Annotated in this window: 21 protein-coding genes; 11 read left to right on the forward strand and 10 right to left on the reverse strand. The window is 44.1% G+C overall.

Going from position 1 to position 22,344, the window contains the following annotated elements; translation table 11 throughout:
- The first annotated feature begins 2 nt into the window (after positions 1 to 2).
- From OCV50_RS07105 to OCV50_RS07155, 11 genes are all read left to right on the forward strand, one after another.
- The gene (locus OCV50_RS07105; protein WP_261902584.1) at positions 3 to 1,391 is read left to right on the forward strand and encodes an O-antigen ligase family protein; all 1,389 of its coding nucleotides are present in this window, start codon (positions 3 to 5) and stop codon (positions 1,389 to 1,391) included.
- 78 nt (positions 1,392 to 1,469) lie between these two features.
- Positions 1,470 to 2,243, forward strand: a complete 774-nt coding sequence (locus tag OCV50_RS07110; protein WP_261902585.1) for an acyltransferase — start codon at positions 1,470 to 1,472, stop codon at positions 2,241 to 2,243.
- Complete coding sequence (locus OCV50_RS07115; RefSeq protein ID WP_261902586.1) at positions 2,236 to 3,354, forward strand: glycosyltransferase; 1,119 nt, start codon at positions 2,236 to 2,238, stop codon at positions 3,352 to 3,354. Before OCV50_RS07110 ends, OCV50_RS07115 begins: the two co-directional genes overlap by 8 nt.
- Complete coding sequence (locus OCV50_RS07120; protein WP_261902587.1) at positions 3,351 to 4,775, forward strand: GumC family protein; 1,425 nt, start codon at positions 3,351 to 3,353, stop codon at positions 4,773 to 4,775. Before OCV50_RS07115 ends, OCV50_RS07120 begins: the two co-directional genes overlap by 4 nt.
- A 292-nt stretch (positions 4,776 to 5,067) precedes the next feature.
- The gene (locus tag OCV50_RS07125; RefSeq protein ID WP_261902588.1) at positions 5,068 to 6,168 is read left to right on the forward strand and encodes a glycosyltransferase; all 1,101 of its coding nucleotides are present in this window, start codon (positions 5,068 to 5,070) and stop codon (positions 6,166 to 6,168) included.
- On the forward strand, positions 6,165 to 7,352 hold the full coding sequence (locus OCV50_RS07130; RefSeq protein WP_261902589.1) for a glycosyltransferase family 2 protein: 1,188 nt from the start codon (positions 6,165 to 6,167) through the stop codon (positions 7,350 to 7,352). Before OCV50_RS07125 ends, OCV50_RS07130 begins: the two co-directional genes overlap by 4 nt.
- Before the next feature lie 9 nt (positions 7,353 to 7,361).
- Entirely contained in the window at positions 7,362 to 8,015 is a 654-nt protein-coding gene (locus OCV50_RS07135) for a sugar transferase (RefSeq protein ID WP_172974231.1), read from the forward strand.
- A gap of 148 nt (positions 8,016 to 8,163) precedes the next feature.
- Complete coding sequence (locus tag OCV50_RS07140) at positions 8,164 to 9,042, forward strand: LysR family transcriptional regulator (protein WP_261902590.1); 879 nt, start codon at positions 8,164 to 8,166, stop codon at positions 9,040 to 9,042.
- Between the two features lie 99 nt (positions 9,043 to 9,141).
- Complete coding sequence (locus tag OCV50_RS07145) at positions 9,142 to 10,221, forward strand: efflux RND transporter periplasmic adaptor subunit (RefSeq protein ID WP_261902591.1); 1,080 nt, start codon at positions 9,142 to 9,144, stop codon at positions 10,219 to 10,221.
- Positions 10,222 to 10,230: 9 nt separating this feature from the next.
- Complete coding sequence (locus tag OCV50_RS07150) at positions 10,231 to 13,296, forward strand: efflux RND transporter permease subunit (RefSeq protein WP_261902592.1); 3,066 nt, start codon at positions 10,231 to 10,233, stop codon at positions 13,294 to 13,296.
- Positions 13,297 to 13,307: 11 nt separating this feature from the next.
- Positions 13,308 to 14,828 carry an efflux transporter outer membrane subunit gene (locus tag OCV50_RS07155; RefSeq protein WP_261904135.1) on the forward strand — a complete coding sequence of 507 codons (1,521 nt, stop codon included), beginning with the start codon at positions 13,308 to 13,310 and terminating at the stop codon, positions 14,826 to 14,828.
- Positions 14,829 to 14,892: 64 nt separating this feature from the next.
- Here the strand turns inward: OCV50_RS07155 and OCV50_RS07160 are convergent, their stop codons facing one another.
- The 10 genes from OCV50_RS07160 to artP form a co-directional block, all read right to left on the reverse strand.
- Entirely contained in the window at positions 14,893 to 15,138 is a 246-nt protein-coding gene (locus OCV50_RS07160; protein WP_261902593.1) for a PnuC protein, read from the reverse strand.
- A 49-nt stretch (positions 15,139 to 15,187) separates the two neighbouring features.
- Positions 15,188 to 15,853 carry an HAD family hydrolase gene (locus OCV50_RS07165; RefSeq protein WP_261902594.1) on the reverse strand — a complete coding sequence of 222 codons (666 nt, stop codon included), beginning with the start codon at positions 15,851 to 15,853 and terminating at the stop codon, positions 15,188 to 15,190.
- Between the two features lie 129 nt (positions 15,854 to 15,982).
- Positions 15,983 to 16,591 (reverse strand): sugar O-acetyltransferase, encoded by a 609-nt coding sequence (locus tag OCV50_RS07170; RefSeq protein ID WP_261902595.1) that lies wholly within the window; start codon positions 16,589 to 16,591, stop codon positions 15,983 to 15,985.
- Between the two features lie 415 nt (positions 16,592 to 17,006).
- The gene (locus OCV50_RS07175) at positions 17,007 to 17,501 is read right to left on the reverse strand and encodes a GNAT family N-acetyltransferase (RefSeq protein ID WP_261902596.1); all 495 of its coding nucleotides are present in this window, start codon (positions 17,499 to 17,501) and stop codon (positions 17,007 to 17,009) included.
- Positions 17,502 to 17,511: 10 nt separating this feature from the next.
- Positions 17,512 to 18,045 (reverse strand): DUF6817 domain-containing protein, encoded by a 534-nt coding sequence (locus tag OCV50_RS07180; protein WP_261902597.1) that lies wholly within the window; start codon positions 18,043 to 18,045, stop codon positions 17,512 to 17,514.
- Between the two features lie 71 nt (positions 18,046 to 18,116).
- Complete coding sequence (locus tag OCV50_RS07185) at positions 18,117 to 18,845, reverse strand: hypothetical protein (RefSeq protein WP_261902598.1); 729 nt, start codon at positions 18,843 to 18,845, stop codon at positions 18,117 to 18,119.
- A 216-nt stretch (positions 18,846 to 19,061) separates the two neighbouring features.
- Entirely contained in the window at positions 19,062 to 19,730 is a 669-nt protein-coding gene (gene artM, locus OCV50_RS07190; RefSeq protein WP_261902599.1) for an arginine ABC transporter permease ArtM, read from the reverse strand.
- Positions 19,727 to 20,413 (reverse strand): arginine ABC transporter permease ArtQ, encoded by a 687-nt coding sequence (artQ, locus tag OCV50_RS07195; protein ID WP_032548972.1) that lies wholly within the window; start codon positions 20,411 to 20,413, stop codon positions 19,727 to 19,729. The genes artM and artQ overlap by 4 nt, the downstream gene beginning before the upstream one ends.
- A gap of 1 nt (position 20,414) precedes the next feature.
- Complete coding sequence (locus OCV50_RS07200; protein ID WP_239840914.1) at positions 20,415 to 21,146, reverse strand: lysine/arginine/ornithine ABC transporter substrate-binding protein; 732 nt, start codon at positions 21,144 to 21,146, stop codon at positions 20,415 to 20,417.
- Positions 21,147 to 21,251: 105 nt separating this feature from the next.
- Positions 21,252 to 21,980 carry an arginine ABC transporter ATP-binding protein ArtP gene (gene artP / locus OCV50_RS07205; protein ID WP_315974596.1) on the reverse strand — a complete coding sequence of 243 codons (729 nt, stop codon included), beginning with the start codon at positions 21,978 to 21,980 and terminating at the stop codon, positions 21,252 to 21,254.
- Positions 21,981 to 22,344 lie beyond the last annotated feature (364 nt).

The raw sequence follows: 22,344 nt of genomic DNA on the forward strand, positions 1-22,344 counted from the left end.
TTATGACAAACGCCGCTCAAAAATTACCGTCAATCGTCACAGTATCCATGCTGTGCTTTTTGATGGGTGGCGTATGGTTTCTTGCACCACACCCTGCTGTAGCGTTATGCCTCGCGTTTGTTCCACTGGGTGCTCTCTTTGTCATTAATAAAACCTATTGGTTGGTGATTCTTTTCGTCGTCTTCTCGTTTTTCCGTATTCATGAAGCCATTCCTCAACTTTATGCATTCAAATTACCACTGTTTCTGTCTCTCGGTGCTCTGTCCGCTCTGATATGGCACACACTCATTAGTAAGGAATTAAAACCCTATTGGCATCGCTCACTCTCTTGGTTGGCGCTGTTCTGGTTACTTGTGACAATTGGTCTCGTATTTGCGTCGAACCGAGGCGTTGCAATCCAAGAATTTAAAGGAATCTATTGGAAAATCATGGTGATGACACTCGCCATCGTATGGTTAGTAAATAGCATGGATAAGCTCGCAAAAACGTCTACTATCATTATCTTTTCCGGCTGCTTAATTGGCGTTATCGCTATCTCTAATTCAATTAATGGAGTTGGACTCGTCGAAGGTACTCGTGTGACCATCGGACGTGATATTGGCTCAATGTTAGGCGACCCTAACGACCTTGCTCTTGTGCTTATGTTCCCTATGGCGTTTGCAATCAGCCAAGCGACGACTAAAGGCATCCCTACGGCGCACCGTCTCGTCGGAGCTGCCGCTTGTTTAATCCTGCTCTACGCCGTTATCGCAACACAAAGCCGCGGAGGACTGTTGGGTTCTATCGCTGTACTTGGAATTTTCGCCTTGAGTATCATTCGTTCTAAAGTCACTTTAATCGGCTTGGGAGCAATCGCCGCAGTTGGGCTTTATTTTGCTGCTGGTATATCAGACCGAGCTTCAGGGGGAGCCGCTGAAGCCGGTATTGATGCCTCTGCGATGGGGCGACTTTATGCTTGGGAAGCGGCGTTTAAAATGGCTCTCGATAACCCGCTTACAGGGGTCGGCTTAAACAACTTTTATTCGAATTACTTTTTCTATAGCCCTCATTGGGATGGCCTCAACCACGCAGTGCACAGTACTTGGTTTGGGGTACTTGCCGAAACGGGCTTTGTTGGTTTAATTGTATTTATCATTTTGATTGGCTCTTTGCTCATCACTGCGCGCAAAACCTTAAAACAAATCAAAGATAAGGGTAATTCCGTCAACCCGATCCTCTACTCTTCAGCGTTCGCCGTTTATGCTGGGCTTATCGGGACAATTGTGTCTGGCACCTTCCTCACTCAAGGCTTTAACTGGCCTATCTATATCCTTTCCGCACTCACCGTTTGTGTTTCTCATATATCTCAGACTGAATGTCAAAATGAGAAACCAAATAAACCACAACCTTAAGCGCCTGAAAAATAATAATTTTTTATATGGCACGTATAATGAAAGTACTCCATTAAAACAAGAAATGGAGATTTCAAAATGACGTCAGTATCAGTACATCAATTTAAGACTTGGTTGAAGTTTCATCCTAATTCTCATATTCGTAATCTGTTTTTCATTTTGAAAGACATACGTAACGCCGAACTTCCGTTACCAAAATTCGCAAGTAAGTGCCTTTACCATGCTCACAACAGCGTCTCTGGTTTGATTTCGGGTATCACTCGTTTTTTCTATTGGACACCGGCTTTCAAAGGACGTCTGAACCAATGCGGTAAGCACCTATACCTTTATGGAGGTTTACCATTTGTAAGTGGTCCTTTAACTATTGATGTAGGTAACGAGTGTCGTATTTCAGGTCACACTACTTTTTCTGGCTGCACGCAGCCTACGGCAGATGGCAGTCAGCCTTCGTTAGAAATCGGCGATAACGTTGATGTCGGTTGGCAGTCCACCATTGCAGTCGGTAGACGAGTTGTCCTGTCAGACAATGTGCGGATCGCTAGTGGTGCATTCCTATTTGGTTATTCTGGGCATCCTCTCGATGCACGTCGACGCGCCCTTGGTGAAGGTGACGACCCTGAACAAATTGGCGATATCATTCTTGAACAAGACGTTTGGCTTGGTACCAATGTCACCGTAAAAGGTGGTGTCACTATTGGTGAAGGCAGTGTTGTTGCAGCAGGAAGCGTGGTGACAAAGAGTGTGCCTCCATTTTCAATTGTCGCGGGTAATCCAGCGCGCATTGTTGGAAACATCCCGAATCAATCAAGTATGTTCGATAGTGAACAATCTAAAGGAGGTCATCATGCGTGATCTCATTGTTTTCGGAGAAGACTTCGGTGGGCTACCTTCATCGACACAACACCTGATTCGTCACTTGGCGAAGCAGCACAAGGTGTTATGGGTAAACTCGATTGGTTTGAGACAGCCAAAGCTGAATCTCAAAGACGCAACTCGTGCATTAAACAAACTCATTGGAAGAAGTAACGCACAAACGCAAAACATGTTGCCTAACCAGCAATTCGACAATATAACTGTGGTGAATCTTAAAACCATACCAGCACCACGCTCTTCGATTGCGAGAAAGCTTGCTAAAAAGCTTATGCTGACTCAACTAAAGCCGGTTATTAAACAGTTAGGAATGAACAACCCAGTACTTTGGACTTCATTACCAACGGCAGCTGACCTTTGTGGTTGTTTGGGAGAAAGTCATGTTGTTTACTACTGTGGTGACGACTTTGCTGCATTGGCTGGCGTTGACCACCAGTGTGTTGCTCAGCATGAACAGGACTTGATCCAAAAGGCGGATGTGATCTTTGCTGTCAGTGACAAGTTGATGAACAAATTTCCTCACGGCAAAGCGCACTTGTTGCCACACGGTGTCGATTTTTCTCTATTTTCGACACCCTCTGAACGTGCGTTAGACCTACCTAGCAACCACCGCCCTATTGCAGGTTTTTACGGCAGTTTATCTCAATGGCTGGATTATGATTTGATTGAGAGAACGGCATTAGCACGCTCAGATTGGGACTTTGTTTTCATCGGACCAAATGAATTAGACGAGCTCGCACTGCCAACACTGAGTAATGTTTTCTATCTAGGCCCAAGAGCGCACCATGAATTGCCACGTTATTCTCAACACTGGGATGTAAGTTGGTTGCCATTTGTCGACAACGAACAAATTAGAGCTTGTAGCCCATTAAAACTCATGGAATATCTTGCGGCTGGCACCCCTGTCGTTTCTACTCCTTTCCCGGCACTCAAGCCTTATCAAGAGTATGTGACAACCGCTCATAACGCTGAACAGACATCACAAGCCTTAACTCATGCTCGCCAATCACGCGCTGTTTCACCAACGATTGTTGAAAAAGAGAGTTGGAAGAGTCGCGGTGAGATTGTTCACTCTATTTTGGAGTCGCTATGAATAATCTAAAAACTCGTTTATTGCACATACTGTATGGTGCGTGGCGACAACGCTACGTGATTATTATCCCAATGTTGATATTGCCTGTCATTGGCCTGTTAGTAGCGAACCTAACGCCTAAAAAGTACGATTCGCATACCAGCATGCTGATTCAAGAAACGGCTAAGATGAACCCGTTCTTAGAAGACATTGCCGTATCAACCATGCTTAAAGATCGCATCAACGCGCTTAAGACACTGCTTCACAGTCGTCATGTTCTTTACTCGGTTGCCAAAGAGCTAGAACTGATTGATTCAAGCATGTCTAGCATCGAGCAAGAGCAGATCATTAATGACCTTTCACAACGACTAATGGTTACACAACTGGGTAAAGATTTTCTAAAAATCAGTCTGACTAGCGACACGCCTGACAGAATGGAAGAGACACTCACATCCGTCAGCGAGCACTTTATTGCTCAGTTGCTTGCGCCCGAGCGTTCTTCAATTGAAGACTCTAGTAACTTTCTCGCAATCCACATAGAAAAACGCCGTGAAGCATTAGACGAAGCGGAACAAGCGTTGGCGCTTTATCGCAACAATAACATTGAGTCGACTCCAGAGATTCAAAGCCAGAGCCTCAACCGCTTAGCGGCTCTCAAACAGAGCCTGTCGGAAAAAGAAGCAGAGATGGCAGGCGTTAAGAAAAGCCTAGGTTCAATGGATCAACAACTCTCTCGAACTAACCCAGTTATCGGGAAAATAGAAGATCAGATCATTGATATCCGTAGTGAACTTACATTGCTACAAGCGAAATACACAAACAAGCACAGTGCCGTTCAAGCCAAACTTCGAGAGTTAGAAAGACTAGAAAGCGAACGCAAAACTTTGCTCGAAATGAAGCAACCTAACTTGAATAGCGATCAATTATGGGACATCGCCAGCAGCAATACCTTTAATGATGTATCTGAACTACAGCCGTTATTGGTAACCCAACTGCACAGCTTACAACTTGTCCGTGCACGTTTTGAATCACTGAAAGAGGAGACCAAAAGCCTCAAAACCATGATCTTTGAACTTGAAAACAAAGCCAACAACTTTGGCCAAAATGCGAAAGAGATGTACCGGTTGCAGCGTGATGTTCAAATCAAACGCCAACTCTATGATGAATTGGTTGAACGTTATGAAATGGCTCAACTTACTGGATCTCTTGGGGTGTTTGAGCAAAACAAGCGTGTCAAAATCATCGACCTACCTTACACACCAAGCATTCCGTCTAACATGCCTTCATTTATCTTTGTAATTGCTGGTTTGATTGCTGGGATAGGATTTGGGATAGGTTTAGCTATACTGTTTGAACTGTTCGATTCATCAGTGAAAGGAAGTGCACAAGTTGAAGAAGTCTTAGGTGTTCCTGTTGTTACCGTGATTCCTAGAATGAACTAACTTTTCCGATGATTATTGCGCCTGAACCACCAGCTCTGTCTGGTGGTTTTTTTATTTTGTCAACTTATACGTTTCTTACCAATCCGTTTTTCAATAGGCGTTTTGATTTTCAATTTGAGAATGAGATTTCAAAACCTCCCAAATTCGAATAAGCCACTGTATTTATTGCTTAATTTTCTTGGCACGGCACCTGCTAGGTAGAGGTATAGCTGAATAAAGGACCGAGAATATTCAGAAAATCTCAAAAGGCTTATTCACCCACTAACCAACAACATTTACAGCGGAGTTCCACATGAAAATACAAGGAAAGAAAATAATTCATGTCGTTCAGCACCTCGCACCCGGTGGGCTGGAAACATTGACTCTCGACCTACTTCGTCTGGCTGACCCAAAGGATCAAGTTTTGATCGTTAGTTTAGAGGGGCAACGAGACGCTTCCATCGCGAATTGGCCAAAGTTGGAACAATACCGTTCCCAAATCGTGTTCCTCGACAAAAAACCAGGCGTGCAATTTAACGTTCTGCTTTCACTTATCAAAGCATTCAGCAGCATCAAGCCAGATGTGGTTCATACACACCACATTGGCCCGCTCCTTTACGCTGGTTACGCTGCCCGCCTATGCAGTGTTCCATATCGAATTCATACGGAACATGACGCATGGCACCTTAAGAACGCGAAAAGAAGACGCCTACAGGCACTCGCTCTTCAATTCGCAAAACCTATGCTAGTCGCTGATGCAGCAAAGGTTTATAACCAGCTGTGTTCTGCCTTTTCTTATAAAAACATCACGACAATTCGAAATGGCATTGATTGCGAAAAATTCCGCCCAACGTCAAAGGCTTCGGCTCGACGTCTATTTAACCTCGGTCAGGATGATTTCATCATTGGCTGTGCAGGTCGTTTGGAAGAGGTGAAAGGTCAAGATCAACTTATCAAAGCGCTGCCTCTAATTCCGAAACGCATTAAAGTCGTCATTGCCGGAGATGGCTCACAAAGAGACGCACTTGAGCAACTGGCGAAAAAACTGAATGTTTTAGATCGCGTGATATTTCTTGGACTTGTCGAAGAAATGGTCTCTTTCTATAACGCGTTAGATGTATTTTGCCTTCCGTCACGTTCAGAGGGTCTCCCCCTTTCTTCACTAGAAGCTCAAGCCTGCAACATCCCAACAGTTGCCATGGATGTTGGTGCGGTCAAAGAAACGCTTTGTCCAGCCACGGGGCATTTAGTGAAGGCAGATAATGTGCCTCACCTAGCCTATTCGCTATTCAAAACGTCGCAAAACGAAACCTTAGAGAATTTCTCTAACCCTCGTCGCTATGTGCTTGAGAACTTTAATATTAGCGATATGGTCGAGTCTTACAACAAGCTATCAGAGGAGAGTTATGTATGATTGACATAGTACTCGCTACTCTATGCTTATTTGCTGGTGTGCTCATTGTGTATCACCACGCTGGTTACCCAATATTGCTTCGCTGGTATGCGAAACGTCACCCTAAGACGCCAGTGCATGAAAACCAACGTGCATACAAAGCTGAAGAACAGGACTGTAAGCTGCCGACAGTGACAATTTTGGTTCCAGCGTTCAACGAACAAGCTTGGATAGCAGACAAAATTCGTAATCTCGCTTCTCTAGATTATCCAAAGAACAAGCTTAAAGTCGTCATCGCGTGTGATGGTTGTACAGACAAAACCGTTGATAACGCGCAAATGGCAATCCAAGAAGCGATTTGTAGTGACATCTACTTCGAGATTCATGACCATCAGCTTAATCGTGGCAAAGTCGCAACGGTTAACGAAGAGTTAGCCCATATAGACTCAGATATTACTGCGCTTAGCGATGTTTCAGCATTGATTTCATTAGACGCACTACTCATTGCCGGAGAGCACTTTAAAAACCCTAAAGTAGGTGTCGTCAATGCGACTTATCAACTCTGCCCTACGGGTAATGAAGGAGAAGACGCCTACTGGAAGTACCAAACAGCCGTTAAAGAACGCGAAGCGTCACTGGGATCAAGTCTGGGGTCACACGGTGCATTCTATCTATTCAGAACTCACCTATTTAGCCCACTGCCAAGCAATACAATTAATGATGATTTCATCTTACCAATGCAGATCGTCAAACAAGGTTACATTGCTGAGTATGAAACGCGCATGGTGGCACTGGAACTAGAAGAAACTAACACCAAAGCTGACTTCAAAAGAAGACTACGAATTTCAGCAGGTAATATGCAGCAAGCTATCGAGTTGTTTAGTCTATTTAGCCCAAAATTCAAAGGTATCGCGTTCGCCTTCTTTTCTGGCAAGGGATTAAGGCTGCTTACACCGTATTTAATGATTGTTAGCTTGGTATGCTCATTTTTCTTGCGTGATTACCTGCTATTTAACTTTCTATTCTGGGCACAAATCGCCGTGTATACGCTGGGTATCATTGGGTATCTATTACCTAAGAAACTGAGCATCAAACCTATTTCGTTAATTTCTTATCTTGTAGTGGGTCATTACGCCAATTTAGTCGGCGGTATCCGTTACCTGATGGGATTAGAGAATACCCCTTGGACACGAGTCAATCGTTAAGGATCAACTATGTTTACTCAAGACCATCAACAAATGCTTTACCAAAACAAGATTTCTCGCGCTAAACGTAGCTTCGACTTCTTTGCGTCTATGTTTGCAATCATCTTGTTCTCTCCGGTGTTCCCTATCATCGCTTTGGCAATTGTGATGACATCGAAAGGCCCCGTATTCTATCGCCAACTGCGTGTTGGTAAGTCGACACCAGAAAAGATGGAGATTTTCGAAATCCTTAAGTTCCGTAGTATGTATGAAGATGCAGAACAACGATCTGGTGCTGTATGGGCGACGAAAAATGACCCGCGAATTACGCCAGTCGGTCGCTTTTTAAGAAAAACACGTCTTGATGAGCTGCCACAACTGTTTAACGTAATCAAAGGCGATATGTCATTGATTGGCCCTCGCCCTGAGCGCCCGACTTTCTACAACAAATTAGAAACTGAAATTCCTTACTTTGCCGATCGTACATATGGCGTGATGCCCGGTATTACAGGTTTAGCTCAAGTCAATCAAGGATACGATACTTGCATTGAAGACGTAAGACGCAAAGTCGGCTTCGATCATAGCTACGCACTGAGCTTATGTTCCATGAAGTCCTGGATCATTGCTGACCTATCTATTATCAGCAAAACCATTATCGTTATGGTTGATGGCCGCGGTCGCTAATTCTTCGTGTAATGATCTCTTAGATTTGTAAACTCAAAGCCTAACGTGTCGTCGCGTTAGGCTTTGAACATATATGAACTTTATTCACAAAAATCAAAATAGAAACGGTGTACCATAATAGAAGACTTTGGCAGCCTCCCTTTTACAAATGAAAATTGAAGACCTAAAACTATTCACTACCGTCGTTGAGCTCGGAAGCTTTACCGCTGCAGCTAACGCTTTAGACCTCCCACGAGGGAATGTAAGCCGGCGAATCAGCGACCTCGAAAAATCTTTGGGAATTCAACTGTTCTTAAGAACGACTCGCAGTTTATCTTTAACTCAATCTGGCGAGCTTTATTATAAAGAACTCCTTGTCGCACTCGGAGCATTAGAGAAAGCAAACCATGTTGCCTCTAACCTATCTGTGCTACCTCACGGCAAAATTAAGATAGGCCTACTCCCAGAGACTAGCGATATTTTGCAATCTACCCTATTCCGCTTTCAGGATTTATATCCGGAGGTTGAGTTGGATATTCGAAGTATTAACAATGGTTTCGTTGATATGCATCGCCAAGGTCTCGATATCGCAATGCATGGCGGTCGGTTAAGTGATGCCAATTTGGTGGCTAGGAAAGTGATGGATTTGCAGCGCGTGTTTGTCGCTAGCCCAGACTTTATCGCTAAAGAAGGCCAGCCAACGTCAGTTCACGAGCTGTCTCACTATCCATTTGTTTGCTTTCGTTGGCCAACGGGCGATATCGACCAACAGTGGGACATCACCAATATCAACGTGACGGTAGAACCTTCAATCGTGAGCGATAGCATCGGTTTTGTGAAAGGTGGCGCAATTCGCCACAGAGGGATTGCTCTATTACCTGAACTATTGGTTCGCCAAGAGATCAGCGAGGGTACTTTGGTTGACCTATTCCCTAATGATAGGCTTCAACAAGAGGAAGCCTGGCTTTTGTATCCGCAGCGAAAAGCGCTCAGTCATGCGTCTCAGCTTTTGGTCGACTTTTTATTACAAGAACTGCCTAAACTATAACCATTGTCTCATTTGGTGTGACAGTGTTTCACGCTGTCACTGGATTATCTAATGAAAATAGATAGATAGAATTGCCCTATATATTAATAGGAGCAATCCATGAACACTATCTTTCGTCATTCCATCATCGCAGCCTGCTTACTTCCATTACTTGGTTGCAATGAATCACAAGCCGTGGCACCAATTAAAGAACCTCGTCCAATACAAGTTATTAAAATTAAAGCCGCTGAAGAACAAGCGGCCAAACACTTTACGGGTACCCTGCAGTCTGCTGAAAGTGCAGCTGTCGCATTTCGAGTCCCAGGAACAATTCAAAAAGTATTGGTGAAAACTGGCGATTACGTTGAGAAAGGCCAACCGCTCGCATCACTCGACCCACATGACTACCAAGTCGCATTGGAAGAACTTCAAGCTCGCGCTCTTGAAGCCAAATCTGCCCATAAGCTTGCAAAAGCAGAGCTCGCTCGCGTAAAACAGGCGATTGCTGATGATGCCATTGCTAATGTAAACCTAGATCGCGCTATCAGTGGTTATGAGCGTAGTGAAGCAGCAGTAAAAGTAGTCGAGCAAAATATTCGCCGCGCAAAAGACACCTTGCGTTACACCGAACTACGCGCTCCATTCTCAGGAGTGGTCGCCGCATCTAACTTTGACCAATATGAGCAAGTACTTCCTGGTATCTCCGTGTTCACCCTACATAAGCCTGACCAGCTTGAAGTGGAGATCGACGTTCCGGAAAACTTGATCCATCAATTCAAACCACAGCAATCTGCAGCAATCTCTTGGTATGGCGAAGCACGATCTGTTGCTGGACAAGTCACTGAGATTTCGACGCTACCTGATCCAATTAAGCAAACCTATACCGTGACTTACCAACTGGATGGACTCAACCAAGCGCTTCTACCCGGAAAAGCCGTAACACTCACAACACACCTCGGCAGTACACAGTCGACTTTGTGTGTCCCTTATTCCGCGATTGTAAAACCACTGGAACAAGATCTGGTATTCGCGATTCACGATCAAACAGCCCATGCTGTGCCAGTTTCGGTTCGCTCTTTCAACCAAGAAAACGTTTGTGTTCAATCAGAACTGAATGAAGGCGATTATGTTGTGGTTAGTGGTGCGCAATACGTTCAGGAAGGTCAGCACTTCCCATCAATTCAAGTCAAAGAGCTGTAGGTAACTGTCATGAATTTAGCGGATTTCGCGATAAAGCAACGCACCTTTGTGCTTTTTTTCACTGCGCTTAGCGTGATTGCTGGGCTCTACTCATATTTCGACCTTGGGAAACTCGAAGACCCAAGTTTTACCGTTAAAACTGCGGTCGTTGTTACCCTGTATCCTGGCGCTTCTGCCGAAGAAGTCGAACAGCAAGTCACCGATACGGTTGAGACGAAACTACAGGAAATGGCCACACTCAATCGACTGCGTTCACTTTCTCGCCCAGGCATGTCGATGGTGTTTGTCGACCTTAAAGAGTCATTGAATTCAGACGCTCTACCGCAAGAGTGGGATCTACTGAGACGCAAAGTGTCTGACATGAAACTCTTGTTGCCTTCCACAGCGCAAATCAGTGTGGTTCAGGACGAGTTCTCTGAAGTCTATGGCATGTTGTTTTCCATTTACAGCCAAGATGCAACACCAAACGAGCTACGTCAGTACGCAGAAGAACTACAGCGTCGAATCAAAACCGTTGACGGTATTAAGAAGGTTGAACTTCATGGTGTACAACCGCGTGTTGTATACATCGATATCCCAGATGAGCGCTTAGCTCAATATGGTTTATCCATCTCCCAAGTGTGGAATCAACTTAATACACAAAATACGACCTTCGATGCAGGAAGATTTGCGACCACCAACGAGCGAATTCGTATCGAGCAGTCTACTGAATTTGGCTCTATTGATGACATCAAAAATCTGATGCTCAAAGGCGGAATCAGTGAATTAGGTACAGGGCTTATTCGACTGGGTGACATTGCAGACATTACGATGGGTTATCAAGAACCTGCGATGACGGAGAACCGCTACAATGGTTCACCTGCCGTCACGCTTGCGATGAGTCCGGTGTCTGGTGTTAACGTTGTTTCTCTGGGTGACGATATCAACAGAATCGTATCAGATTTCCAAGATTCATTGCCTCTTGGTGTGGAAATCGCGACGGTTGCCAACCAACCTGATGAAGTACAAAAATCGATCGACAACTTCGTTAACAACCTCCTTGAGAGTGTTGCGATTGTATTCATCGTACTCACTGTTTTCATGGGGATTAAGAGTGCGACAATTGTTGGTTCGAGTTTGCTTCTTACCATCTTACTCACCCTTATCTATATGAATTTGGCAAGTATCGATTTACATCGTGTATCACTGGGTACCTTCATTCTTGCGCTAGGTATGCTGGTTGATAATGCGATTGTGATTACCGATATGATGATCGTGAAAATCAACCGTGGCATTGATAGAACCCAAGCTGCCGTTGAATCCTTTAAAGAGACAGCCACACCACTGCTTGGTGCTACCGTGATTGCAATTATGGGTGCCAGCCCGGTGATATTCTCAAAAACAGACGCAGCCGAGTTTGCGGGTTCTGTATTCCTGATCATTGCCTCTTCATTGCTACTGTCTTGGTTCGTTGCCATGACCTTCACCGCGTTAATGTGTTGGATGTTCATTAAACCAAGTAAGAAACAACAACAAACCAAAGAGAGCTTGTATCGCAAGAGTGTCAATTGGACGGTAGATAACCCGATTAAAGCGCTAAGTGCACTACTGCCTTTGATTGCCGTGACTGCACTTGCAATTCCTAACATTGCGATCAATTTCATCCCACAAGCAGACCGCCCTATTCTGTTCTTAGATTACTGGCTGCCAAATGGTGCGAAGATTGAACAAACCTCAGAGGATATGAAAAAAATTGAGTCTTGGTTACTCGAACAACCTGAAGTCGTCGATCTCTCTACGTACGTTGGCGCAGGTGCACCTCGATTCTCGGTGACGATAGAACCTGAACCGTTCGACCCTGCTTACGGTCAGATTCTGATTAATGCCAAAGATTACGAGTCACTTAACCAACTCATTGCTCGCGGTGATAAGTGGCTTGCCACAACATTTCCAGAAGCAGACCCAAGGTTCCGTGGTTTGAAATTGGCAACCGCAGACAAATTCAGTGTCGAAGCGCGTTTTTCGGGGCCTGATGTCGATGTACTACATAACCTATCAAACCAAGCAAAAGCCATCTTAGAAGCTCATCCTGATACCAAGTATGTGCGTGATGATTGGCGACAACAAAGCAAGGTACTGCAACCTATCATCAATCAAGAGAAAAGCCGCCAAGCCGGCATCAACCGTGCAGACATTGCGTTCGCACTCAAGCGCGCTTCAGAGGGAATGCCAATTGGTCGCATGAACCTAAACGATGAACTCGTGACAATTCAAGTCCGAGGCGTAGATCGTTCTCTTGATTCATTGGAGACGCTACCTGTTAACTCCCTACTTGGGTTGCATAGTGTGCCGTTAGGTCAAGTCATTGATGGTTTTGAGATGACCAGTGAAGAGACCATGATTTGGCGTCGTGACCGTGTTAAAACCATTACAGCTCAGGCAGGCGTTGGTCGTTACACAACTCCAGCAGCCGTGAGAAATGACGTGAAAGCGCAAATTGAAGCCATCGAATTACCAGCAGGCTACCAGCTTGAATGGGGTGGAGAATACTATGATGAACACAAAGCAGTCAGTGACATCTTAAAACAGCTTCCAAAAGCGATGCTACTGATGGTGATCATCTTGGTTGCGATGTTTAACGGCTTCAAACAGCCGGTGATTATTCTCACCACCCTGCCTTTAGCGGCCACAGGTGCAACTTTCAGTTTGTTGCTTCTCGATAAGCCATTCGGCTTCATGGCACTGATTGGGGCGGTCACTCTTACGGGGATGATCATTAAAAACGGCATCGTACTCATGGACCAAATCGAACTAGAACGCAGCAATGGCCGTTCATTATCAGATTCCATTAAAGAAGCAACGGTAAATCGTACTATGGCGATATCAATGGGTGCTCTTACCACTGCACTTGGCATGATTCCACTACTCACTGACTTACTGTTTGACCAAATGGCGGCGACCATCATTGGCGGCCTTGCTGCAGCAACAGTACTTTCACTGTTTGTGATGCCAGCGCTGTACAAGATCTTTTATCGAACTCAAGAGACACGCACTTCGATAGAAGAGAATGCAACTCTCACCGAATCAACGCAATAAGGAGCGCCATGATGTCTTTTATTTCACAAAAACCATGGACACTAGCACCAATCGCTCTCTCTCTGTTGTTAGCTGGTTGTGCATTAGGCCCTGACTATCAAGCACCACAAACGACAATGGCTGAAACGTTTCTCTATTCAGAAGATAACCAACAAGCCACGCAATCACACTGGTGGCTGCAGCTGAATGATCCAGTTCTAAACCAACTAGTGACTCAGCTACAGACTGACAACACCACGCTTAAAGTCGCTTCTGAGCGCATCAAAATGGCTAACTCATACAAGACCGTGGTGGAGTCATTCAAAGTGCCTACCGTTAACATCGGAGCGGGTTATTACAACTATCAACTCAGTGAAAACGACTCTCTGTTAGGCCCTGTTTTTGGTGCATCAGACGCCGTTGAATCTGCGACAGGGATGTCACTACTTGAAGCACAGCATGATGGCGGATTTCTTGGTGCTAGCATCGCATGGGAAGCGGACCTCTTCGGACGAATAGATCGCCAAGCTGAAGCGGCAGCTATTCGAGTAGAACAAGCTGAGATATTGCAATCAGGCTTAAATACACTGCTTACCGCCGACCTTATTCATAACTACTTGCAATACCGAGGTGCTCAAGAACGTAAAACAATCGCGTTAGAGAACATTGAGGATCAAAAACAAACCTTGAACCTAGTTGAGAAAGTCGTTCGTAGTGGTTACGGTTCTGAACTCGACTTAGCTCAAGCAAAAGCGATGCTCGCAGCGACCCAATCGATCACGCCTCAGCTAGAGATTGCAGAACAAGTACACAAACACAGAATGGCAGTGCTACTAGGCACTTCCCTATCTGAATTAGAGGTTCAACTTGAAGGCGACTACACCTTACCAAGACTTAAAGGCGTTATCCCTACTGGGCTTCCATCTGACTTGCTGACACGACGTCCGGATATAAAAATCGCCGAACGTGAAATGGCCGCAGTTAATGAAGAGCTGGGTGCGAGCATCGCGAACCGCTATCCAAAATTCTTCCTTACTGGTACGCCAGGCGTTACCGCTGGAAGTTTCGACGACCTATTTAGCAGTGACTCCTTTGGATGGGCTGCATCTGCAGGGATAAGCTGGAATGTGTTCGATGGTGGACGCGGTGAAGCGCTGGTAGAAATGAACGAAGCACGCTTTAAATCTGCCGCACTAAACTATCAACACGCCGTAGATAGTGCTTTTGTCGAAGTAGACTCAACACTGTTCGCTTACGGAAGAAGCCAGCAAAATCAGCAGCGTATTGACGAAGCAACCCTCGCTGTTGATAAAGCGGTAAGTAAGGCGAAGTCGTTATACAAAGCAGGCCTTGTTGACTACTTAGCGGTACTCGACGCGGAGCGCCAACAAAAAATGATGCAAGACCGACAAGTCGCCGCCAAACTACAAACGGCGAATACCGCGATTGCTGTCTACAAGTCACTTGGGGGCGATTGGAAAGTCGAAACTGAACAACCAAACTCTGAGACTCAACCAGCTACTGGTGCAATAGAACTCGCAGCGAACAATTAATCGCAATTCAACAAAAATACCGCCTAAAAGTAGGCGGTATTTTTATAATTATCGCATTCTTCAATCATTCTAAAGCAGATGTTTTTGACGCCGACCATTTGATGATGGCTCTCATATTCATCGAAAAGAAGATAATGTTAGCAATAATCATCGCAACGCTTTCAGTCAAGTAACCGACCGCCACCCAACTTGTGTTGCCGCACATCATCAACACAAATCCGATCCTATTTTTATTTCCTATCTGCCAAATTGCGAGAAAGGTAAGCACCATGGCAACCCAATCGATCCCGTAATATTGAAAGTAGTCCATCTATCTACCCTGTTTGTTATCCTCAATAGCCCAATACAGCACAGCTAAACTAACTCAGAACCATCAACTGTCCATACAGCTCATCGTATGATTGGATATTGGCGATAGCACCACTAAGATCGTTCTTGCCATTAAAGCTGTGTTCAATAGCGATAACGTCGCAACCACTGCCTTTACCTGCGATGACACCTGCATTTGAATCTTCAAAAATAACGGTTTGCTCTGGAGAGGCATTAAGCTTATCAAGTGCAAGAATATAGGCTTCAGGATCAGGTTTATGCTTGGTAACATGTTCTTGGGTAATCACTAAATCAAAAAGAGTCTCTAGCTGCAAAGACGCCAAGATATTCTCCACCATCCAAGTAGCTGCTGAGCTCACGACGCCACAGGTTTTACCTGACTTCTTCAACGCCTCCACATACTCTTTTGCTCCGGAATTCAATTCAAGGCTCACTCTTAGTAATTCTTCATAGTGCGCTCGGAAATAGCGATTAAATTCCGTGAGTTCCGGTGAAATTTGAGCATGGTGAAAGAAGTGACCTGTGACAACTTGCCAGCTTTCACCCATCACATCTTTGTAAATATTGTGGTCCACGATCGAGCCGTAGTCAGCGCAAGCCATTGCAAGCGCCTGACCTTTCAATGGTTCTGAATTAACCAATGTTCCGTCCAAGTCGAAAAGGTACACTGTGTAATCTTTCACTGTTGTCTCCATTTGTTATCTAGTGTGTGGTGACTATTCCATGACTTAACACTTAACTTAAATGCCATATGTATTGATTCATTTTTATAATGAAGATACGGCTTTAGTTAGTTAACGCCACCGCATCTTTGTGTCTTTGCTCTACTTTAATTCTTCAGGAATACGACGCCCTTGATAGTAGTACTTACGATCATCTTCATTGATTTCTCGTAACACTCGACAAGGATTACCGACCGCAACAACATTAGCTGGAATATCTTTTGTTACGATACTGCCAGCGCCAATTACAGAATTCTCACCAATCGTCACGCCCGGTAGCACAACCGTATGTGCGCCAAGCCATACGTTATTGCAGATACGAACTGGAACATTGAACTGTGCTGCTTTGAGCCTCAGTTCAGGACTAATAGGGTGTGTGCCTGCTGCAATGGTTACATTAGGCGCAATCATCACGTTGTCACCTATAAATATGTCGGTGTCATCCACAAGCGTTAGGTTGAAATTCGCATATACATTGTTGCCGAGATGCGTATGGCGCCCCCAGTTCGCGTGCAGTGGCGGTTCGATGTAACAATCCGTCCCTACTTCCGCGAACAGCTGCTTCATAATCTGTTGTCGTTTGTCGCCTTCACTCGGGCGTGTGTGGTTAAAATCGTAAAGCACTTCTAAACATTGTGTTTGTTCGGCAACCAGATCGACGTCATCACAGTAATAGACCTCTTGGCTGTGCATTTTTGCCTTTATATCCATGTTTCAACCTATTTGATAGTGACCTAAAGCGGTATAAATATATCGATATATGAATAGTTTAAAGCGTTGCATGAGCATCAAAACGAACCTCGAGGTAACATCATTATGTTCCATCAGGTATTTATTTAGATGCCAAATACAAAACAAAAACACTTCAAACTTCGCCACTACATTAGAATTTTGCTAACGCCGATACCAACTTTTTACGCCATCAACGACCAAATTCATCATCGATTTGTGACACTACACGGGTTCGTAATAAGCTTGTAAATCGATTGAGACTCGTTTGTAGAAAGCTACGTTTATTACAAGATTTCACTATTGCCTGTATAAATGTTTTGATGCATGAGTCCACAAAAACATATCGGACACAAAGTTAAACGCCAAGACTATTGCATCAGTTTAACTAAAGAAACTAAGCTCGATTGATACGATAGCGTCTAACCGTTCCTTCTATCTCAGCGGTATAACTGCCAAGATATTCGCCACCACACTTCTCAATCACTTTTTGAGAAGCTGGGTTGTCAACTGAGCACGTGACTATCGCCGATTCCGTAATTGCGTTGTCTCTAACCCACGCCAATAGAAACGGAGCCACTCCTTTTCCTCGAGCTGTAGGCCTTGTTTCGTAGCCAATATGCCCAATTACGTTTTCTACATAATCATTGGTACCTTGTCTGACTCGAATCGCACCCAAGATTTGATTATCTGATACGCAGTAGTAGGTTTTACTGAGTAGATAGCCTTCTGGCAATCCAGTGGTGTCTTTTTCACGTCTGATGATGTCAGAAAGATGTCCTTCTGGATCCTTTTCTACATCTTGGTATCTGGGAATTCCCGATTCAGAACACTCCTTGGCATAGCTTTCCATCAATGGCGCTAAACCAATGCTCGCTTCTACTACTTCCATGTAATTATCCTTATGCAAAACTCGACAAAGCTGATTTATATGCTTTTCTAGCTTCAGCGCTTAAGTAACTATCCATACCTTGGAACAATTCCAACAACTCAGCACCGTATTTCGATTTAAAATCATCACTGCCATATACAAGCTCGAGCTCATTAGCGACGGTCAGCTCACAAAATAGCTTCGCTGTCTCAGGTTCAAGTTGAAAGGCCGAGTCGGTAAACCTGTCTTTAAATTGAACTGTTGGCACTTTGCCAAATTGCGGAAAAACATAATCTCTATCGCAAGAGCAGTATAGATATACCAAAGCCTCTTCTTCGCTACCGATAACACGAGCTATCTCTTGGCGTTGGCTTAAGGAGACCATATTTTCATCGAAACCCGCAGTGCCGTAAGCGGCATGAAATAGACCTGCGGTTTGAAGTAGTTCGCTACTGCCCCAATTTCTCAGAATCTCTTCAGTTCCTTTTAAATGTGCTTCTAATGATCCATTGAGATGCTGAAAATCACCCGCTCCCAACATCTGAAGCATCTTGAATTTATCCATAAGCCTAAAACCCTTCGGGTTAGTCAAAAGTTCATTCCAAGTCGAATTAGCATTCTAACTCTGGTACAAATTTAGATTTCACATGCAAACCAATTAGCTGGCCAATCCCAAAAGTAATTAGAGCCTACAAGAACCTTTATCTTTCTCCCTGTTGATTCTTCCGTAAAACCAACAACTTGGTTATCCAAACTAACAGCACAAATACGTGTACCTATCATCAAAACTTCTTCTCTTGTTTCCAAGCTCTTTAGTTTGAGTGACTCTAGTGCAGCTGTTCTCTTCAATTCTCGCTCTAACGCAGACTTCTCTAACTCACGTCGTGCTTCCAATTGTTTGGCGGCGCGATCTGAATAGTTAGGATATAACGGCATAGCATTTGGTTGATGTAACTCATGATAAACTAATAACCACCCAGTAAAAGATTGCTTTTCTAAAGCACCATACCTTACTTCATACAAAAAAATTCTATCATCTCGATCTTTACTGTTCTCGCAAACGTAGACATCCTTCATTTCTTGATACGCGTGTAAAACTCCGTCCATTGAAGAACATCGTTTTTCCATCACATTGCGGATAAACCCTGTCTTTTCTTTTGTTAGATAAATACGGTATGTGTCCTTTTCTACACCTTGTTCAAAAGAATCAATATAGTCACCACTGGCTAGAACCAAAGCACTAGAACCGAGATCTACATGATAGGTTGCGATGTCTCTAAACAAACTATCAAGCTCGTCGTTATCAAACTCTGAAGTCGTTTTACAACCGTGTAATAGGAGTAATAAAACTAAAAGATATTTCATCTTAAAAATGTCCTTTCCAATAAAACCCGTTTCATAATTCACAACACCTTATCATCAATAGTTATTTATTTTCAGTAATTTATAAATTTACATGACTATTGAGTTCACAAAATTAACTTCCCAACGGCTTTATCTTTGAGCACTGCTAAACAAAAAGCCCGCAATCCTTCTCAGGATCGCGGGCTTAATAATTGGTATCTATTGTAGTGAGCCGTGTTAAGCAGCTTCGAATGCGAGGGCTTTCTTTTCAACTTGGCGGAAAATCAGTGTAAGTAGTCCATTTACGCCTAGGTAGAATGCACCAGCGATGCCGAAAACCGTTAGAGTATCGTAGGTTTGACCGTTGATACGCTGTGCGTAGCCCATCAAATCCATGATGGTGATGGTGCTCGCGAGTGAGGTACCTTTGAATACCAAGATCACTTCGTTTGAGTAGGCTGGAACCGCGCGGCGCAGTGCATAAGGAAGTAGCACTTTAAGTGTTGCCACTTTGTCCATACCTAGTGCGCGACACGCTTCCCACTGCCCTGCTGGAATCGCGTTAAATGCGCCCTTAAATAGCAGTGTGCTATATGCCGCAGTGTTTAGTGCTAAGGCTAACATTGCACAGAACCATGGCTGACTTAACCAAGTCCACATAAAGCTTTCACGAATCCAATCGAACTGCCCTGGGCCGTAATACACCAAGAAGATTTGAACCAAAAGCGGTGTACCTGTGAATAACGTAATAATACCACGAGTCAGCCAGTGTATAGCTGGAAGCCTTAACACCAAAGTCACAGTCATTAATAGCGATAAGATACAGCCGACAAGCAGTGATGCACCTGTAAGTTGAACACTGGTCACTAGGCCTTCAAGCATTTGAGAGAAGTACTGTTCATTCATGCCATCGCTCCTTTTGCACCTAAGCCTTGGATTGAGTATTTCGCGTCAATCACTTTTACTGCTCTTTGCGTCACCAAGGTGATCACTAAGTAAATAGCGGCTGCTGTTGCGTACCATGTGAATGCTTCGTGTGTTGCCGCAGAAGTCAGTTGTGCTTGCTTTAGTAAATCAGTCACACCAATTAACGATACCAATGCTGTGTCTTTCAGAAGAACCAGCCACTGGTTAGTTAAACCAGGCAGTGCGTGTCTTACTGCTTGCGGGAGAACAATCTTGAAGAAAGCGTGCGATTGGGGAATACCCAGTGCGCTTGCTGCTTCTCTTTGTCCTTTACTGACGGCTTTTAAAGCGCCGCGCAAAGTCTGCGAAGCGTAAGACGCGAAAATAAGTGACAGTGCAACAACACCAGATAAAAACGGGCTCACTTCAACGAAATCACCAGTGATCATAAACAGCACTTGAGTCGAGCCAAAGTAGATAAACAAGACTACTAAGATCTCTGGTAAACCACGAACCATAGTTACAAACGCCGTGGTTGGCCATTTAATCGCGATACGTCGAGACATCTCTCCACTTGCAAACAGTACAGCTAAAACTAATCCGACTAATAGGCTGACAAATGCAAGCTGAATGGTCATCCAGCTTGCTTCGACGAGCCCTAGAGAGTAACCCGTTAATTCCATATTACTTACCGAAGTACTTGTTGAAGATCTCGTCGTATTCGCCGTTCGCTTTCACAGCCGCTAGCGCCACGTTCAATTGGTCAACTAGCTCTTGGTTGCTCTTGTTTACCGCGATACCAAAGCCATTACCGAAATATTCTTGGTTAGTTACTTGATCACCAACGTACGTTAGGTTGTCTTGCTTTTTAAACCACTCAGCTACTACCGCTGTGTCACCGAATACTGAATCGATACGACCGTTTTTCATGTCGATGAACGCATCTTGGTAGCTTGAGTAAGGTACTGCTGTTACGCCAGTCATCTGCTCTAGTAGGTAGCTTTGGTGTGTTGAACCGTTTTGAACACCGACACGCTTGCCTTCTAGTGCGGCTTGGTCTGCGACTTTGCCTTCAATAGAAATGAATGCAGCCGAGTTATCGTAGTAAGCGTTAGAGAAGTTCACTTGCTTTAGACGGGCATCAGTAATATCCATTGCCGAAATTGCAGCATCGTAACGTTTAAATTTAAGCGCTGGGATTAAGCTATCGAACGCTTGGTTATGGAAAGTACACTTTGCTTTCATCTCTTCACACAACGCGTTTGCTAGATCAACATCGAAACCTTGGATTTGATTGTTTTCATCCATGAACTCGAATGGTGCGTATGTCGCTTCCATTGCGAACTTGATTTCTTGTTGTGCCGTTGCGTTAAAAGAAGCAAGGCCGATAAGTGAAGCTAGCAGAATCTTTTTCATTTTTTTACTCCGAATACAGTGTAATAGCGGCCTGTGGCCATTCTTATAATTTGATTGGTTTTAGTTGATGTTGTGTTTTTACTAAATCTGGTTCTTTGAGTAGAGCTAGTGCATCAGGTATTCAGCAAACTGAGGAGTCTGCGGATTGATAAACGCATCGCTCGTACCGTGCTCTACGATGTACCCTTTTTCTAGGTAGAGAACATGGCTAGCAATCTTTTTCGCGAAATCGACTTCATGAGTCACCACCACTTGAGTGATGCCGGTTCCGCTTAACTCTTTAATAATGCTGACAACTTGGTTAGTGATTTCAGGGTCTAGCGCGGCGGTTGGTTCATCAAACAGCAACACATCTGGTTTCATCATCAAAGCACGTGCAATCGCGACACGTTGTTGCTGACCACCGGAAAGTTTTAGCGGCCACGCATCGGCTTTATCAGCTAATTGCAGTGTTTCTAGAACTTTCTTCGCTTGAGCAATCGCCTCTTGCTTGTCCATTCCGGCAACTTTTACTGGCGCTTCAATCAGGTTTTCAATCACCGTCATGTGTGGCCAAAGGTTGTACTGTTGAAAAACCATTCCAACTTTACGACGAAGTTGTAGGCCCTGTTTCTCTGGGATTGAGCTTGAAAAATCAAACGACTCACTAGCAATCTCTAGCTGGCCATCGTCTGCAATTTCCAACAGGTTTAATACACGAAGCAACGAGCTCTTACCGGCACCACTTGGGCCAAGTAAAACCAGTGTTTCACCGCTTTCGCAATTAAACGAAATGTCGTGAAGAACTTGGATGTCGCCATACGATTTGTTGATGCTCTTTACTTGAATACTCATGCCAAAATACTGCATTAATTGTCATTTGTTGGTTATTCTATTCATTTAGACCTTTTATGCAAGAAAAATGTATAAAAATTTACTTTGTTGAATTTTTGTAACAGATATTGCGCAAAATGTAGGCTATTTGTCTGGTCGTATAAGTTCTACATCTATCTTATTGAATTACAAGAAAGGCGTATTAATTAGCAAACGTTTCACCTCTGTTTTATAAAACAAGCATTGGACAGCGCTACATTTTAAGTTAACAAATATCGAGATATTCGGTGAATAAGTATTGGTAGAGTGAGTTTGAAGATAGTTATGTGCAACCGCTTAATCCGGTGTGAAGTGGTTTAAAATAAGCTCAGTGAGTCATATAGTT

It is taken from the genome of Vibrio fortis (assembly GCF_024347475.1).
Lineage (GTDB): Bacteria > Pseudomonadota > Gammaproteobacteria > Enterobacterales > Vibrionaceae > Vibrio > Vibrio fortis.